Here is a 15,358-nt window from a genome sequence, read left to right on the forward strand (position 1 = left end):
AGGCACCGATGCGCAGTTTCATCCTATTCACTGTGGTGGCCTTTCTGATCGACCAGATCAGCAAATACCTGGTCATTCACACCATGGAACTGGCGCGCATCCGGTCCATCGACGTGCTGCCGCCGCTGCTGAATTTCCGCTATGGCGAAAACCGGGGTATCAATTTCGGGCTGTTCGGCGGCGGGTCAGAGGCCAGCCGCTGGATCCTGATCGCCCTGGCGCTGCTGATCTGCACGGCAGTGACGATCTGGCTGATCCGCTCCGCCCAGCCCCGGCTTGCGCAGATCAGCGGTGGTTTGCTGGTCGGTGGCGCCATGGCGAACGTGCTGGACCGGCTGATCTATGGCTATGTGCTGGATTTCCTTAACATGTCCTGCTGCACGATCAAAAACCCCTTTGTTTTCAACGTCGCGGATATTTTCATCTTTGCCGGTGCCCTGGGCCTGATCCTGTTCAGCGGCGACGGCAAGACCGCCCCGCGCCGCCCGCGCAAAAAACCTAAGTGACATTGCCTGCCTGCCTGCGATATTGAAGGGCAGACCCAAAGGAGACGCCCATGCGCCGTATCGCTCTGATGATCCTGATCCCGCTGGCACTCTCGGCCTGTGCCAACAAGGGATTGCGTGACCTTCGGACAGAATCCAAGGGCCCGGACGAATTCATGCTGTCACCCTCTGCGCCGTTGCAGGAACCGGCCAACTACAGGGACCTGCCGCCGCCGACGCCGGGGCAGGCGAACCTGACGGACCGTTCCGCCAGAAACGAAGGCGTGGCCGCGTTCGGCGGCAACCCCCAGGCGCTGCAGGGGGGCGTGGACGGGCGCGATGGCGCCCTGGTCAACCACGCCAGCCGTCTGGGCGTGACACCGGGTATCCGGGGCATCCTGGCTGAAACAGATGCCCAGTTCCGCAAGCGCAAGGCACGGTTCACCCAGATCAGGATCGTGCCGGTGGACCGCTACCAGCAAGCCTACAAGCGGCAGGCGCTGGACGCCGCTGCCGAGGCGGCCCGCTGGCGCCGCGCCGGTGCGCGCACGCCTTCCGCTCCACCGGAAGAACGGCGGTTCAACCCCAGCTAAGCACAGACCAGAACTCATTTATCCGTGAGTTGCCTTGAATACGGTGGCCGCCCGCGTATCTCTCCCATGTTGTTTTCAAAGGAGCGATCATGAAACGATTGCAACTTCTTGGCGCTGTTGCGGCGCTTCTCCTGCCGGGTCTGGCGCAGGCCAGGGACAACGAGGCGGTAACCACCTTTACACTCGATAACGGGATGGATGTGGTGGTGGTCGAAGACCACCGCGCACCGGTTGTGCAGCAGATGGTCTGGTATCGGGCCGGATCGGCGGATGAACCCAAAGGGTCGTCCGGCGTGGCGCATTTCCTGGAACATCTGTTGTTCAAGGCGACCGACAAGCTTGAATCGGGCGAATTCTCGGCCACTGTCGCGGCGAACGGCGGGCGTGACAACGCCTTTACCAGCTACGATTACACCGCCTACCACCAGCGTGTCGCGGCGGACCGTCTGGAACTGATGATGGAGATGGAAAGCGACCGGATGCGCAACATCCGCCTGACGCCGGAAAACATCGCGACCGAACGGGACGTGATCATCGAGGAACGCAACCAGCGCACCGAAAGCAATCCCGGCGCGCTGATGAGCGAACAGATGAACGCGGCGCAATACCTCAATCACCGCTACGGCAGCCCCGTGATCGGCTGGATGCACGAGATGGAGGCGCTGGACCTCGATGATGCGCTGGCCTTCTACAAAACCTATTATTCGCCCAACAACGCGATCCTCGTGGTCTCGGGCGATGTGCAGCCCGATGCGGTGCGGGCCCTGGCCGAGAAATACTACGGCGTGATCCCCGCCAATCCGGACCTGCCCGAACGCCTCCGCACCCAGGAGCCGCCGCAGACTGCCGAACGGCGGCTGATCTTCCGCGATGCACGGGTGGCACAGCCCTATGTCAGCCGCTCCTACCTTGCGCCCGAACGCGACCCGGGCGCACAGGAAGAGGCCGCGGCCCTGACCCTGCTGGCCGAGATCCTGGGCGGCGGGACGACCTCCTTCCTGGCCGAGAAACTGCAATTCGACCAGCAGATCGTGACCTATTCCGGCGCCTTCTACCGGGGGGCCTCGCTGGATGACACGACCTTTGACCTCGTGGTCGTGCCTGCGGCGGGTGTCAGCCTGCAGGAGGCCGAAGACGCGATGGACAAGGCCCTTGCCGATTTCATGGAGACCGGCGTGGACGCCGAGCAGCTTGACCGGATCAAGCTGCAGATCCGCGCCAATCAGATCTATGCGCGCGACGACGCCGATTCCGTCGCCAACCGCTATGGTCAGGCGCTTGCCATCGGGCTGAGCGTGGAAGACGTGCAGAACTGGCCCGATGTGCTGGAGGCGGTCACCGCCGATGACATCATGGCCGCCGCGCGCAGTGTTTTCGACAAAAGACAATCGGTCACCGGCTGGCTGATGAAACCGGAGGTCACGCAATGAAACTGATTTATGGCCTGATCCTCGCGGTCCTGATGGCGCTGCCCGCCCGGGCAGAGGTGAACATCCAATCGGTCGAAAGCCCCGGCGGCCTGACCGCCTGGCTGGTCGAGGATCATTCGATCCCCTTCGTGGCGCTTGAACTGCGCTTTCGCGGCGGTGCCTCACTGGACCGGCCCGGCAAGCGCGGGTCCGTCAACCTGATGACCGCGCTGCTGGAAGAAGGGGCGGGCGACATGGATTCGCGCGCATTCTCCAAGGCTTCCGAAGCGCTGGCCACCTCCTTTGGGTTTGACGCCTCGCGCGATGATGTCTCGGTGTCGGCCCGTTTCCTGACCGAGAACCGCGCACCCTCCGTCGCGCTGCTGCGCGCCGCGCTCACCGAGCCGCTGTTCGACGAAGCCTCGATCGAACGGGTCCGGGGGCAGGTGCTGTCGATCATCCAGTCGGACGCAAAGGATCCCGATGACATCGCGTCAGAGACCTTTGACAGGATCGCCTATGGTGATCATCCTTATGCCAGTTCACTCAACGGGACGCTGGACAGCGTCGCGGCCCTGACCCGCGACGACCTGGTTGCGGCGCGCAAGGACGTCATGGCGCGGGACCGGGTGTACATCGGCGCGGTCGGCGACATCACGCCCGAAGAACTGGGCGCGCTGATTGATGAGCTGCTGGGCGATCTGCCCGAGACCGGAGCGCCGATGCCGCCACGGGCGGATGTGACGATTCCCGGCGGCGTGACCGTGGTTGATTTTCCAACCCCGCAATCCGTTGCCGTCTTCGGTCAGAAGGGCATCGCGCAGGACGACCCGGATTTCTTTGCAGCACTCCTGCTCAACCACGTGCTGGGCGGCGGGTCTTTTGAAAGCCGCCTGATGAACGAGGTGCGCGAAAAGCGCGGCCTGACCTATGGGGTCTATTCCTATCTGGTGGCGCGCGACCTGGCGGAGGTCTACATGGGGTCGGTCAGTTCCTCGAACGACCGCATCGCCGAGGCCATCGAGGTGATCCGCGCCGAATGGGCCAAGGCGGCCGAGAACGGCATCACCCAGGAAGAGCTGGACGCTGCCAAGACCTATATCACCGGGGCCTATCCGCTGCGGTTTGACGGCAATGCGCCGATTGCGAACATCCTGGTGGGGATGCAGCTGCTGGGCCTGCCCATCGACTATATCGCCACCCGCAACGACAAGGTCGAAGCAGTGACACTGGCCGATGTGAAACGCGTGGCGGGCGAATTGCTGGACCCGGAAGGCCTGCAGTTCGTGGTGGTCGGCCAGCCCGAAGGGCTGCAATCCACCACCAGCAACTGAGCGGACGGCGCCGGCAAACTTTTTGAAAAGTTTGATCCGGAGTTTTTGAAAACTCCGTATAACATCGCCCCGCGCGGCGCCCTGTCCGGTTAGGGATTCCCCGGCCAACCCTGCCTCATCACCTTCACTGCGCTGTCCGCCCTTGCGCAGCCAAACTTTTTGAAAAGTTTGACCCGGAGTTTTTGAAAACTCCGGCACCGGGCCTCACTCGCCGTAGGGGATCCAGATGTTCTTGACCTCTGTCGCGGCCTGAAGGAAGGGTTTGCCTTCGCCGTCGCGCCCCATCCAGTCGCGGGCGAAGCCGTTGTTCACCCAGGTCCGCTTGATGTTCGAGGCGGCCCCTTTCTCCACCACCTTGCTGAATTCTGCCGCCCCGAAGGACCAGACCGCATCCACATCCATATGCCGCGCCATCGTGTCGGCGACATCCGCATGTGGCCCGGTCAGGATGTTCACCACGCCCGCAGGCACATCCGAGGTCTCCAGCACCTGCACGAAATCCGTAGCCGCCAGCGGATAGGGTTCTGACGCGGCAAGGATCACCCGGTTGCCCATCGCCATGGCCGGGGCCATGACAGAGATCAGGCCCAGCAGCGGTGCCTCTGCCGGGCAAAGCGCCGCGATCACCCCCACAGGTTCCTTCATCGCCAGCGCCACGCCCCGGATCGGCACGCCATGCGCCTGGCCGTCGTATTTGTCGGCCCAGGCGGCATAGGTGAACAGCCGTCTGATGCAGGCCTCCACCTCTTTCGCGCCGGTCTTGCCCCCCTGCATCGCATCCAGACGGGCCGCGAATTCATCTGTCCGTGCCGCCAGATTCTCGGCCATGTAATAGATGATCTGCGCCCGCAGATGGCCGCTGGTCTTTCCCCAGCCCCTGGCGGCCTGTGCCGCCTCCACCGCGTTGCGCAGATCCTTGCGGTTGGCGATGCCGGCATGCCCCAGAAGCGCGCCGTTCCGGCCCCAGACCGGGGTGGAATAGCCCCCGTCGGGTCGCGCCTGCTTGCACCCGATATAGAGCTTCGCGGTCCGGTCGATCAGGTCCTGCGGCCCCCCTTCGCCGGTGTAGGGCTCGATCTCCTTCAGCGGTTTGGGCGCTGTTTTGGGCCGCGTATAGGCTGCCAGTCCTTCCCAGCCGCCTTCGCGGCCAAAGCCGCTTTCGCGCACTCCGCCGAAACCGGCTGCGGCATCCATCAGGTTGGTGCCGTTGATCCAGACAATCCCGGCCGCCAGTTGCGGTGCCACATCCAGCGCCAGGTTGATGTTCTCCGACCACAGGGTCGCCGCCAGCCCGTAACGCGTGTTGTTGGCCAGGCTCACCGCCTCCGCAGGCGTGCGGAAGGTGGTCGAGACCAGCACCGGGCCAAAGATTTCCTCCTGCATCAGTGTATCCGCCGGGTTCAGCCCGGTGATCAGCGTCGGCGGGTAATAGCAGCCATTCTCCGGCAGTGCGGTATCGGCGACAAATCGTTCCCCGGCGGTATTTGCCGCCACCATCTCGCTTACCGATTTCAGCTGCACGGGATCAACCAGCGTGCCCACGTCGATGCTCTTGTCCAGCGGGTCGCCCACGCGCAACCTGGCCATCCGCGCGCGCAGCTTGGCATAGAAGGCATCGGCCACCGGTTCATGCACCAGCAGGCGCGAGCCCGCACAGCAGACCTGCCCCTGATTGAACCAGATGGCATCCACCAGCCCCTCGACCGCGCTGTCGAGGTCGGCATCGTCAAAGACGATGTAGGGCGACTTGCCGCCCAGCTCCAGCGTCAGGGCCTTGCCGCTGCCCGCCGTCGCCTCGCGGATGCGTCGCCCCACAGCGGTGGAACCGGTAAAGGCAATCTTGTCGATATCGTCATGCGCCACGATCATCTCGCCCACGGCACCATCGCCGGTGACGATGTTCACCACACCCTTGGGCAGTCCTGCCTGACGGCAGATATCCGCGAACAACAGCGCGGTCAGCGAGGTGTATTCCGCAGGCTTCAGCACCACGGTATTGCCCATCGCCAGAGCGGGCGCGACCTTCCAGGCCAGCATCAGCAGGGGGAAGTTCCAGGGAATGATCTGGCCGCAGACCCCCAGCGCCTGCGCCTCGGGCAGCTCGCTTTCCATCAGCTGCGCCATGCCCGCATGGTAATAGAAATGCCGCTGCGCCAGCGGCACGTCGATGTCCCGCGCCTCGCGGATCGGCTTGCCGTTGTCGAGCACTTCGAGGACCGCAAAGAGACGGCTGTGTTTCTGCAGCAATCGCGCCAGCGCATAGAGATACCGCGCCCGGCCATGCCCGCCCAGCTTCTCCCACTTCGGCTGCGCCCGGCGCGCCGCCTTCACGGCGGCGTCCACATCTGCCTGCGTGCCCTGTGTCAGGGTCGCCAGAACCTCGCCCGTCGCGGGGTTGGTGCTGTCGAACCCCTTGCCGGGGTCGGTAAAGGCCCCGTCGATGAAATGGCCAAAGCGGCTGCCCTGATCCACCAGCCAAGCCAGCGCGTCGGCTGCGGATTCCGGGGCGGGGCCGTAGTCCATGCTTTCGAAGATTTCGGGAATGGTCATGTCGTCACCTCAGAGAAGTTCGAAGTATTGCGCGGTCAGGAAAAGGCAGAAGATGGTTGCGAACCCGGTATAGAGCTTTCGTGCCACCACGCGCTGTGCCGGTGACATTCCGATGACGGAAAATTCCCATCGGCCCGGCTCAGCGACCTTCCCGACAAGCGCGCAGCAGCGGGCAAGGTATGCGATGAAAAACACCGTCAGGATCAATCCTTGCAGGCTCTCTTTCGTCATCCGCCGCCCTTTCCCGTTAATATTTCTTAGATGATTTCCGGAAGTTCCCCGAGGGGACCCCTAGCTGGTCGCGTGGCGGTAGCCCGCCGAATAATTGCCGGTGACGTGATGCTCCAGCTGCCGTTCAATGTCGTTCAGCAGCGATGACGCGCCAAAACGGAACAGATCGGGCTGAAGCCAGCGGTCGCCCAGTTCCTCCTTCATCAGCGCGAGGTAGGTGATCGCATCCTTGGCCTTGGAGATCCCGCCCGCCGGTTTGTAGCCGATGCGTACGCCGGTGCGCTCGTGGTAATCGCGGATCGCGCGGATCATCACCAGGCTGACCGGCAGGGTGGCATTCACACTTTCCTTCCCGGTGGAGGTCTTGATGAAATCGGCCCCCGCCATCATGCAGACAAGGCTGGCCCGCGCCACGTTGCGCAGGGTGCCCAGCTCGCCAGTGGCCAGGATCGCCTTCACATGCGCGTCGCCGCAGGCCTCCCGCATGGCGCGCATCTCGTCATAAAGCGCCTGCCAGTTGCCGGACAGCACATGGCGGCGCGAGATCACGATGTCGATCTCGCTGGCCCCGGCAGCGACGCTCATCTCGATCTCTTTCAGGCGCAGCTCGAAGGGCGACAGCCCGGCGGGAAAACCGGTGGAGACGGCGGCAACCGGAATGCCCGTGCCCGCCAGCGCCGCGACGGCGGGGGCGATCATCTCGTGATAGACGCAGACGGCCCCGGTGGTGATCGGGCCCATGCCCAGCGCCTTCAGCAGGGCGGGGGCGACGGGCTGGCGCGCCTTGGCGCACAGCCGCTCGACCCGGCGTGCGGTGTCGTCGCCCGACAGGGTGGTCAGGTCGATACAGGTGATGGCGCGCAGCAGCCAGGCCGCCTGATGCGCCTTCTTGACCGACCGGCGCGCGGGCAGGCTGGCAGCGCGGCGTTCGATCGCAGAGGTATTGGCACGCGCGGCCAGCACCCAGTTCAGGTCCAGCGGCATCCCCGGATTGCGCGGCAGGGTCACCTGCGGCAGATGCGTCTGGCCGGTGCTCACGAGGGGTGTCTGGGACGGGGCGAGTGGCTGTGCCATCGGGGCTCTCCGGTTCGTGTCAGAGTGCGAAGGTGCCACGCCTGCGCCCCCTTTGGCAAGCGGTGCTGCCGCCACGTCTTCTGCGGGAAAACTGCACGAACCGACCGTTTGATCTGCACATCACGCAGGCATCAAGTCCCGGAACAAACAGAACGAGGGCAAGAGACATGAAGACTTTCCTGATCCGGGGGGTGCCGATGGCAATGCAGCAGGACGGATGGTGGCTGAACGCGCCACCGGCGGAACCGCCGCAGGGAAAGGCCCGCAGAGCACCGGGAACGCCCTGGCGGGCAGGCTTGCTGGTGATGCTGCTGGCGCTTGGTGATCTGCTGGTCTGGCAGGTCACGCCGGGGCTGTCGCTGGCGGTTTTCGCCGTGGCAATGGTCATCGCCGCTGCGGCCGCAGCGGGCCGGATGACGGCGCGGCGCGGCATGGTGGTGGGGGCGGGCAGCCTGCTGGCCTTCCTGCCGCTGGTCGAGCTGGTGCAGCCGCTTTCCTTTGCCATTGCGGTCGCTGGCGGATCGGTGCTTTTCGCAGTGATCGCCGGGCTGCGACCGGGGCAGGTTGCCCGCGCCGCGCTGCGGCTCTGGCCCCTGGGGATGCGGCAGACGGTGCAGGACGGGGCCGATGCCCTTGGCCGTCCTGACGCCAGCCAGGTGCCCGGCTGGCTACAGGGGGTTCTGAAACGCTGGTTCGTGCCGGCCTTCCTGGGTGGCGTCTTTGTCCTTCTGCTGCTGATGGCAAACCCGGTTGCCGACCGCTGGCTGGCCGATCTGACGCGGCATGAGCCTGCGCTTCCGGATGCCGACCGGGTCGGTTTCTGGCTGTGCCTGCTGCCGCTGGTCTGGACCGTCCTGCGCCTGCCCGCGATGCGCGAGCGGCTGGGCGCGGCACCGGCGCCCGCCCGCATGGGCCCGCGGCGTGAGGGGCTGATCAACTCCGGCTCGACGGCGCGCGCGCTGATCCTTTTCAACGCGGTCTTTGCGGTGCAGACGCTGCTGGATGTGGTCTATCTCTACGGCGGTGTCGGCCTGCCGGATGGGATAACCTATGCCCAATATGCCCACCGGGGGGCCTATCCGCTGGTGGTCACCGGGCTGCTGGCCGGGGGCTTTGCCCTGATGACCCGGCGCTGGGTTCTGGGTGACCGGGTCCTGCGCGTGCTTCTGCTGCTCTGGGTGGCGCAGAACGTGGCGCTTGTGGTGTCGTCGCTGGTGCGGCTGGACCTTTATATTGGTGTCTACGGGCTGACCCACCTGCGGCTGGCGGCGGGCATCTGGATGGGGCTGACCGCGGCCGGGCTGGCGCTGATCTTCTGGCAGGTCTGCGCCGGGCGGAACAATGGCTGGCTGGTGCTGCGCGGCGGCGGCATGGCGGCGGCGGTCCTGTATCTTTGTGCCTTTGTCAGCTTTGACGCCATGGTCGCGCGCTATAACCTGAGCCATCCGGTGCGCCAGGACCGCGCCTATCTTTGCGCGCTGGGCGAGGCTGCGCGTCCGGTGATTGCCGGTTTCGAGCTGGCACAGCGGCGCAGCATCTGCCCCGGCACGCATCGCATCACCAGCCCGCGCGACTGGCGCGAATGGGGCTTTCGCAACGCGCGCGCCCGCAATAGCCTTGCCACCATCCAAGCAAAGGCCCCGCGATGACTGTACCCCATATCCTGATCGTCGACGACGACCCCCAGATCCGCACCGTGCTGCGCATGGCCCTGGACAAGGCCGGGATGACCAGCGACGCGGCGGGCGACGGGGACGAGGGGCTGACCAAGGCAAGGTCCGGGCGTTATGACCTGATCGTGCTCGACATCGGATTGCCGCAGATGGACGGGCTGGCCCTGTGCCGGACATTGCGCCGGACCGACCAGACCCCGGTGCTGTTCCTGACCGCGCGGGATGACGAGATCGACAGGGTGCTGGGGTTCGAGCTGGGCGGTGACGATTACGTCAGCAAGCCGTTTTCGCCGCGCGAACTGACCGCGCGGATCGCCGCCATTCTCAAACGCAGCGGCGGCAGGCCGGCGCAGACGCCGCCAGGCCATTCGCGCGGCGTGCTGACACTGGATCCCGGCCGTCACACCTGTGCCGTCGCAGGTCAGGTTGTCGCCCTGACCGCGCGGGAGATGGGCATTCTGGGCCATCTGATGGCCCGCCCCGATCAGGTTCTGCCGCGCCCGGCGCTGACCGATGCGGTCTATGGCGCGCATGTCCATGTATCGGACCGCACGCTGGACAGCCACCTGCGCAACCTGCGCGCCAAACTGGCAGAGGCGGGTTGTGCGGATGCCATCGAGACGGTGCATGGCGTCGGGATCAGGATGGGGCCATGCCAAGGCAGGTGAGGCGCAAATGGCGGCCGCCCCTGGCGCTGATCGTGATCGGGGCAATGGCGGGGATCGTCGCGGTGCCGGTCCTTGGGCTGACCTATTTCCGGGTTGCGGGGAACGTGCTGGGCTGGGCGGAAACCGCCTGGCTGATCTTATGGGTGGCGCTGGCTTCGGCGGGGATACTGGGGTTTCTGCTGTGGCGTCTGGTGTTGCGCCCGGTGACAGCGCTGACAGCGCATGCCCGCGACATGAAGGCTGGCCGCGCCGGAAAGCCGCCTGCGCATTTCGGCACCCCGGAGTTTTCGGAACTGGGGCAGAGCGTGATCGACATGGGCGCCACATTGCACAGCCGCGCGGCCACGATGCGGGCCTATGCGGATCATGTCACCCATGAAATGAAATCGCCGCTGACCGCCATCGCCGGTGCCGCCGAACTGCTGGAGGACGCCACCGGGGAAGAGCGCAGGGCGCTGGTTGCCACGATTGCGGATTCCGCCGCACGCATGGACCGCCTGCTGCGCGACCTGCGCCGCCATGCGGCGGCGGGCCTTGCGCGGGAGGGCGGTGAGGTGCTGCTGTCGGTGGCGGCAGGGCAGGTGCGGGGCGCTGTGGCAGAGCTGCGCCGGGACGGCATGGTGCCGATGCCGCAGGACGATCTGGCCGCGGTGCTGGAGCAGTTGATACAGAACGCGGTCAGCCATGGGGCGGATCAGGTCAGCCTTGACTGGGATGGCGGCAAACTGTCGGTCGCGGACAATGGCTCTGGCGTGGCGCCGGGCGACCGGGACCGGATGTTCGATCCCTTTTTCACCACCACCCGCGCACAGGGTGGGACCGGCATGGGCCTTGCCATCGTGCGGGCGCTGATCGGGGCGCATGGCGGCACCATCGCCCATGTGCCAACGCAGAAAGGCGCGGTCTTCGAGATATCCTTTTGAGGGGGGGCTTGCGCCGAGGGTCAGCGCACCCTTGGGTTCGAGTCACTTTCGCGGGCATCCGGCATAGAAGCGAAAAGTTGAGATTGCGAATTACTTGCAACTGTATTGACTTAGTTGCGAATCAATCTCATATAGAAATCATGAAAAACATGATGACCAGATTCACCCCGACCCGCCGCGCCACCCTGTTGGGGGGGCTCGCCCTTTTCGCCACAGCACCTGCCCTGCGCGCAGCGGGCGTGCTGGACGTTGTTGCCACGACCGGCATGATCGCCGATGGCGTTCGCCGTGTCGGCGGCGATGCCGTCACCGTCCGGGCCCTGATGGGGCCCGGCGTCGACCCGCATGGATACCGCCAGACCCGCAGTGACATTGTCGCGATGACACGCGCCGATCTGACCCTGTGGCACGGTCTGTTCCTTGAGGCGCAGATGGAGCGGTTCTTTGAGGAACTGGGCGGCCAGCGCCGTGTCGTTGCAGTGGCCGAGGCCCTGGACAAGAGCAGGTTGCTGGAACATGCGGATTACGCGGGGCGCTATGACCCGCACGTCTGGATGGCACCCGATATCTGGACCGACGTGGTGTCCGAAATCGCCCGCGCCCTGACCGAGGCACGCCCCGACATGGCGGAAGAATTCGCCGCAAATGTCGCCGCCTACCGCGAAGAGCTTGCGGCGCTGTCGACCTATGCCGGTGAGGCCGTGGCCATGGTGCCGGAAGAGACCCGGGTGCTGGTCACGGCGCATGACGCCTTCAGCTATTTCGGACGGGCCTATGGGTTCGAGGTGATCGGCATTCAGGGCATTTCCACCAATTCGGAAGCCGGGCTGAACCGCATCTCCGAGCTTGTCGATGTGCTGGTTGACCGCAAGATCGGCGCTGTCTTTGTCGAGACCTCGGTTTCGGACCGCAACATGCGCGCGCTGATCGAAGGGGCGGCGGCACGGGGCCATGAGGTTGTCATCGGCGGATCGCTTTATTCCGACGCTATGGGGCAGGAGGGCACCTATGAGGGGACCTATATCGGCATGATCGATCATAACGTGACCACCATCGCCCGTGCCCTGGGGGCGGATGTGTCACCTGGCGGCATGACCGGCAGGCTGAGCAGCGGCAGCTGAGCCATGAGCATCAAACTCGCCACTGAACGTCACCCGGAGACCGGACAGACCAGCCGCGAGGACAGTCCGCTGGCGGTGCGGGGCATGACCGTGTCCTATGGCCAGAAACCTGCGGTCTTTTCCGTCGACATGACGGTGGAGCCGGGCAAGATGACCGCCATCATCGGCCCCAACGGCGCGGGGAAATCCACCCTGCTCAAGGCGGCGCTGGGCATTCACAAGCCCCTGGCGGGCACCACGACGGTATTCGGCAAGCCCGTGGGCGCGCAGCGGCACCGAATCGCCTATGTGCCGCAGCGGGCCAGCGTGGACTGGGATTTTCCCACCCGCGTGATCGACGTGGTGCTGATGGGGTTGTATCCGCAGCTGGGCCTGCTGGGCCGGGTCCGGCCCGCGCATCGCGCGCGGGCAGAGGATTGCCTGACCCGTGTCGGCATGGAGGATTTCGCCAGCCGCCAGATCGGTCAATTGTCCGGCGGACAGCAGCAGCGGGTCTTTCTGGCCCGTGCATTGGCGCAGGATGCGGACCTTTACCTGCTGGATGAACCTTTTGCCGGGGTCGATGCGGCCACCGAAAAGGCGATCATCAGCGTGCTGAAATCCCTGCGGGATGCGGGCAAGACGGTTGTGGCGGTGCATCACGACCTGTCGACCGTCACCGACTATTTCGACAATGTCTTTCTGATCAACACCCGCCGCATTGCGGAAGGGCCGGTGAAGACCACCTTTGTCACCGCGAACCTGCAGGACGCCTATGGCGGCCGGCTGGCGGGTGCGCAGATGGAAGCGCTGGCGCTGTCATGATCCGCGACGCGCTGCTGCTGCAACTTGGCTATAATGCGACCCTGGTGACCCTTGGCGCAACCCTGCTGGGGATGGCCGCAGGGGTTGGCGGGACGTTCCTGTTTCTGCGCAAGCGCGCGCTGGTCAGCGATGCGATCAGCCATGCCACGCTGCCGGGGGTCGCGCTGGCCTTTATGGTGATGGTGACACTGGGCGGCACCGGCCGGAACCTTGTCGGGCTGCTGACCGGGGCGGCGCTCTCGGCGGCGGTGGGGCTGTTGCTGGTATCCTGGCTGGGCACGCGGACCCGGCTGGCCGAGGATGCGGCGATCGGCTCCGTCCTGTCGGTTTTCTTTGGCTTCGGGATTGTGCTGCTGACGGTGATCCAGACCATGTCGGCTGGTCAGCAGGCGGGCCTTGAAGGCTTCCTTCTGGGCTCGACCGCCGGGATGCTGCGCAGCGATGCGATGGTGATCGCGGTTTCGGCGGCGCTGACCCTGGCGCTGGTGATGCTGATGCGACGGCCGCTGACGCTGGCCTCCTTCGATCCCGAATATGCGGTATCCATCGGGCAGGACGTGCGCCGCACGGATCTTGCCATGATGGGGCTGGTGCTGGCGGTGACGGTTGTGGGGCTGAAGATCGTCGGGCTGATCCTGATCGTGGCCCTGCTGATCATTCCACCGGTGACCGCGCGGTTCTGGACCGAGCGGACCGATCATGTCGTGATGATCTCGGGCGCTGTCGGAGGGCTGTCGGCCTATGTCGGCGCGGCGCTGTCGGCGGCGATCCCGGCTGTGCCGACCGGGCCGATCATCGTGCTGGTGGGCTTTGCGCTGTTTGCCCTGTCGCTGCTGGTGGCCCCGGGGCGCGGCGTGGTCTCGGCGCTGGCCCGGCACCGGACCCATCAGCGGCGGGTGCATCTGCGGCAGGGGCTGCTGGCGATGGCGCAGGGGCAACCGATCTATGAGAACATGACGCTGCGGCTGTTGCACCGGCAGGGCTGGGCGCGGCCCGATGGCGTGCCCACCGAACTGGGCCGGGGCCGCGCCGCGCGGGCCTTGCGCGACGAGAGCCGCTGGCGGGTGATCCGCAGCGATCCCGCGTTCGAGGCGGCGACCGCCCAGGATGACGGGCTGACCGATATTGAAACCGTGCTGACCGCCGACCAGCTGGCCGAGGTGGATGCACGCATTCCCAGTGCGGAGGTGGTCGCATGAATGGCGCTGAATTTGTCCCGCTCAGCCTTGTGCCGCTGCTGACCGGCATCTGCGTGGCCGTCGCCTGTGCGCTGCCCGGTAATTTTCTGGTGCTGCGGCGGCAGGCGCTGATCGGGGATGCAATCAGCCATGTGGTGCTGCCAGGGATCGTCGTCGCCTTTCTGATCGGCGGCACGGTCAGCACCCTGCCGATGTTGCTGGGCGCTGCCGGGGCGGCGGTGATCGCCGTCGGCGCGATCGAGGCGGTGCGGCGGCTGGGCCGGATCGAAACCGGTGCCGCGATGGGCGTGGTCTTTACCACCATGTTCGCGGGTGGGGTGCTGTTGCTGGAGCAATCGGACACCTCGTCGGTGCACCTGGACGTGGAACATGCGCTTTATGGCAATCTGGAAAGCCTGATCTGGCTGGATGCGACCGGATGGTCCTCTCTGCTGGACCCGCAGGCGCTGGCCAGCCTGCCGGTGGAGCTGCCGCGCATGGCGGCGACGCTGCTGCTGGTGGCGGCCTTCATCGCGCTGTTCTGGCGGCCGCTCAAGATCAGTACCTTTGACGAGGGTTTTGCCCGCACCATCGGGCTGCGGACCAGCCCGCTGGGTCTGGCGCTGGTGATCATGGCGGCGATTGCGGCGGTGGCGGCCTTTGACGCAGTGGGCAGTATCATCGTGATCGCCATGTTCATCTGCCCGCCCGCAGCGGCGCGGCTGATGACCAACCGGCTGGAGCATCAGGTGGCCTGGTCGGTGGGTTTCGCCACGCTTGCCGCGGTGCTGGGATATGTGCTGGCGGGCTATGGGCCGCTGTGGATCGGGATGCAGGACAGCGTCTCGGCTGCCGGGATGATCGCGACGGTGTCGGGGGTGATCCTGGCGGTGACCGCGCTGGTCGGCCCGCACCGGCTGCGCGGCTCAGCTGCCCCGGTAGGTTGAATAGCCGAAAGGCGAAAGCAGCAGCGGCACGTGGTAATGCGCCGCCGGGTCCGAGATGCCGAAACGGATCGGGATCTCGTCAAGGAAACGCGGGCTTTCGGCGGCTGTGCCGATCCGGTCGAGATAGGCCCCTGCGGCAAAGACCAGTTCATAGGTGCCGGGGGCGAAGCCTTCGGTTGGCAGGATCGGCGTATCGGTGCGCCCGTCCGCGTTGGTCTGCATCGCGGCCAGTTTGATCCGCGCCTCACCCTCCAGCCTATAGAGCGTGACCTCCATCGCGCGGGCGGGCGCGCCCAGGGCCGTGTCCAGGACATGAGTAGTCAGATATCCGCCGGGCATCGGGGCCTCCTTGGCTGGAATGGGCTTTT

The 15,358-nt window shown here is 65.6% G+C and carries 15 protein-coding genes; 11 read left to right on the forward strand and 4 right to left on the reverse strand.

Annotation, left to right across the window (positions count from 1 at the left end; translation table 11 throughout):
• Positions 1-8 precede the first annotated feature (8 nt).
• From lspA to ACWNZ3_RS01810, 4 genes are all read left to right on the forward strand, one after another.
• Entirely contained in the window at positions 9-506 is a 498-nt protein-coding gene (gene lspA, locus ACWNZ3_RS01795; RefSeq protein ID WP_496900985.1) for a signal peptidase II, read from the forward strand.
• Between the two features lie 50 nt (positions 507-556).
• Complete coding sequence (locus tag ACWNZ3_RS01800; protein ID WP_269363533.1) at positions 557-1,078, forward strand: DUF3035 domain-containing protein; 522 nt, start codon at positions 557-559, stop codon at positions 1,076-1,078.
• 89 nt (positions 1,079-1,167) lie between these two features.
• Complete coding sequence (locus ACWNZ3_RS01805) at positions 1,168-2,508, forward strand: M16 family metallopeptidase (RefSeq protein ID WP_274573257.1); 1,341 nt, start codon at positions 1,168-1,170, stop codon at positions 2,506-2,508.
• Complete coding sequence (locus ACWNZ3_RS01810) at positions 2,505-3,821, forward strand: M16 family metallopeptidase (protein WP_496900986.1); 1,317 nt, start codon at positions 2,505-2,507, stop codon at positions 3,819-3,821. The genes ACWNZ3_RS01805 and ACWNZ3_RS01810 overlap by 4 nt, the downstream gene beginning before the upstream one ends.
• Positions 3,822-4,025: 204 nt before the next feature.
• Here ACWNZ3_RS01810 and ACWNZ3_RS01815 read toward each other — a convergent pair whose 3' ends face one another.
• Genes ACWNZ3_RS01815 through deoC form a run of 3 tightly spaced genes read right to left on the reverse strand, consistent with a single transcriptional unit; the run spans position 4,026 to position 7,676 of the window.
• Positions 4,026-6,371, reverse strand: a complete 2,346-nt coding sequence (locus tag ACWNZ3_RS01815) for an aldehyde dehydrogenase family protein (protein ID WP_496900987.1) — start codon at positions 6,369-6,371, stop codon at positions 4,026-4,028.
• A 9-nt stretch (positions 6,372-6,380) separates the two neighbouring features.
• On the reverse strand, positions 6,381-6,602 hold the full coding sequence (locus ACWNZ3_RS01820) for a hypothetical protein (RefSeq protein ID WP_496900988.1): 222 nt from the start codon (positions 6,600-6,602) through the stop codon (positions 6,381-6,383).
• Positions 6,603-6,662: 60 nt separating this feature from the next.
• Positions 6,663-7,676 carry a deoxyribose-phosphate aldolase gene (gene deoC, locus ACWNZ3_RS01825; RefSeq protein ID WP_114276151.1) on the reverse strand — a complete coding sequence of 338 codons (1,014 nt, stop codon included), beginning with the start codon at positions 7,674-7,676 and terminating at the stop codon, positions 6,663-6,665.
• Positions 7,677-7,843: 167 nt separating this feature from the next.
• On the opposite strand from deoC, the gene ACWNZ3_RS01830 reads away from it, so the two are divergent.
• From ACWNZ3_RS01830 to ACWNZ3_RS01860, 7 genes are all read left to right on the forward strand, one after another.
• Positions 7,844-9,325, forward strand: a complete 1,482-nt coding sequence (locus tag ACWNZ3_RS01830; RefSeq protein WP_496900989.1) for a DUF4153 domain-containing protein — start codon at positions 7,844-7,846, stop codon at positions 9,323-9,325.
• A complete protein-coding gene (locus ACWNZ3_RS01835; protein WP_274573253.1) occupies positions 9,322-10,017 on the forward strand; it encodes a response regulator transcription factor in 696 nt (231 codons plus the stop codon). The genes ACWNZ3_RS01830 and ACWNZ3_RS01835 overlap by 4 nt, the downstream gene beginning before the upstream one ends.
• Positions 10,002-10,940 (forward strand): sensor histidine kinase, encoded by a 939-nt coding sequence (locus tag ACWNZ3_RS01840; protein ID WP_496900990.1) that lies wholly within the window; start codon positions 10,002-10,004, stop codon positions 10,938-10,940. Before ACWNZ3_RS01835 ends, ACWNZ3_RS01840 begins: the two co-directional genes overlap by 16 nt.
• A gap of 149 nt (positions 10,941-11,089) precedes the next feature.
• Positions 11,090-12,061, forward strand: coding sequence for a metal ABC transporter solute-binding protein, Zn/Mn family (locus tag ACWNZ3_RS01845; protein WP_496900991.1), 972 nt, complete (start codon positions 11,090-11,092; stop codon positions 12,059-12,061).
• Between the two features lie 3 nt (positions 12,062-12,064).
• Positions 12,065-12,865 (forward strand): metal ABC transporter ATP-binding protein, encoded by an 801-nt coding sequence (locus tag ACWNZ3_RS01850; protein ID WP_269363552.1) that lies wholly within the window; start codon positions 12,065-12,067, stop codon positions 12,863-12,865.
• Positions 12,862-14,064, forward strand: coding sequence for a metal ABC transporter permease (locus ACWNZ3_RS01855; RefSeq protein WP_269363554.1), 1,203 nt, complete (start codon positions 12,862-12,864; stop codon positions 14,062-14,064). The genes ACWNZ3_RS01850 and ACWNZ3_RS01855 overlap by 4 nt, the downstream gene beginning before the upstream one ends.
• Positions 14,061-14,990 carry a metal ABC transporter permease gene (locus ACWNZ3_RS01860; RefSeq protein ID WP_114276158.1) on the forward strand — a complete coding sequence of 310 codons (930 nt, stop codon included), beginning with the start codon at positions 14,061-14,063 and terminating at the stop codon, positions 14,988-14,990. The genes ACWNZ3_RS01855 and ACWNZ3_RS01860 overlap by 4 nt, the downstream gene beginning before the upstream one ends.
• Here the strand turns inward: ACWNZ3_RS01860 and uraH are convergent.
• Positions 14,970-15,329, reverse strand: a complete 360-nt coding sequence (gene uraH / locus ACWNZ3_RS01865) for a hydroxyisourate hydrolase (RefSeq protein ID WP_269363557.1) — start codon at positions 15,327-15,329, stop codon at positions 14,970-14,972. The two genes, ACWNZ3_RS01860 and uraH, sit on opposite strands and share 21 nt — an antisense overlap.
• Positions 15,330-15,358: the final 29 nt, after the last annotated feature.

It is taken from the genome of Sulfitobacter sp. IGS-18, from assembly GCF_059628195.1.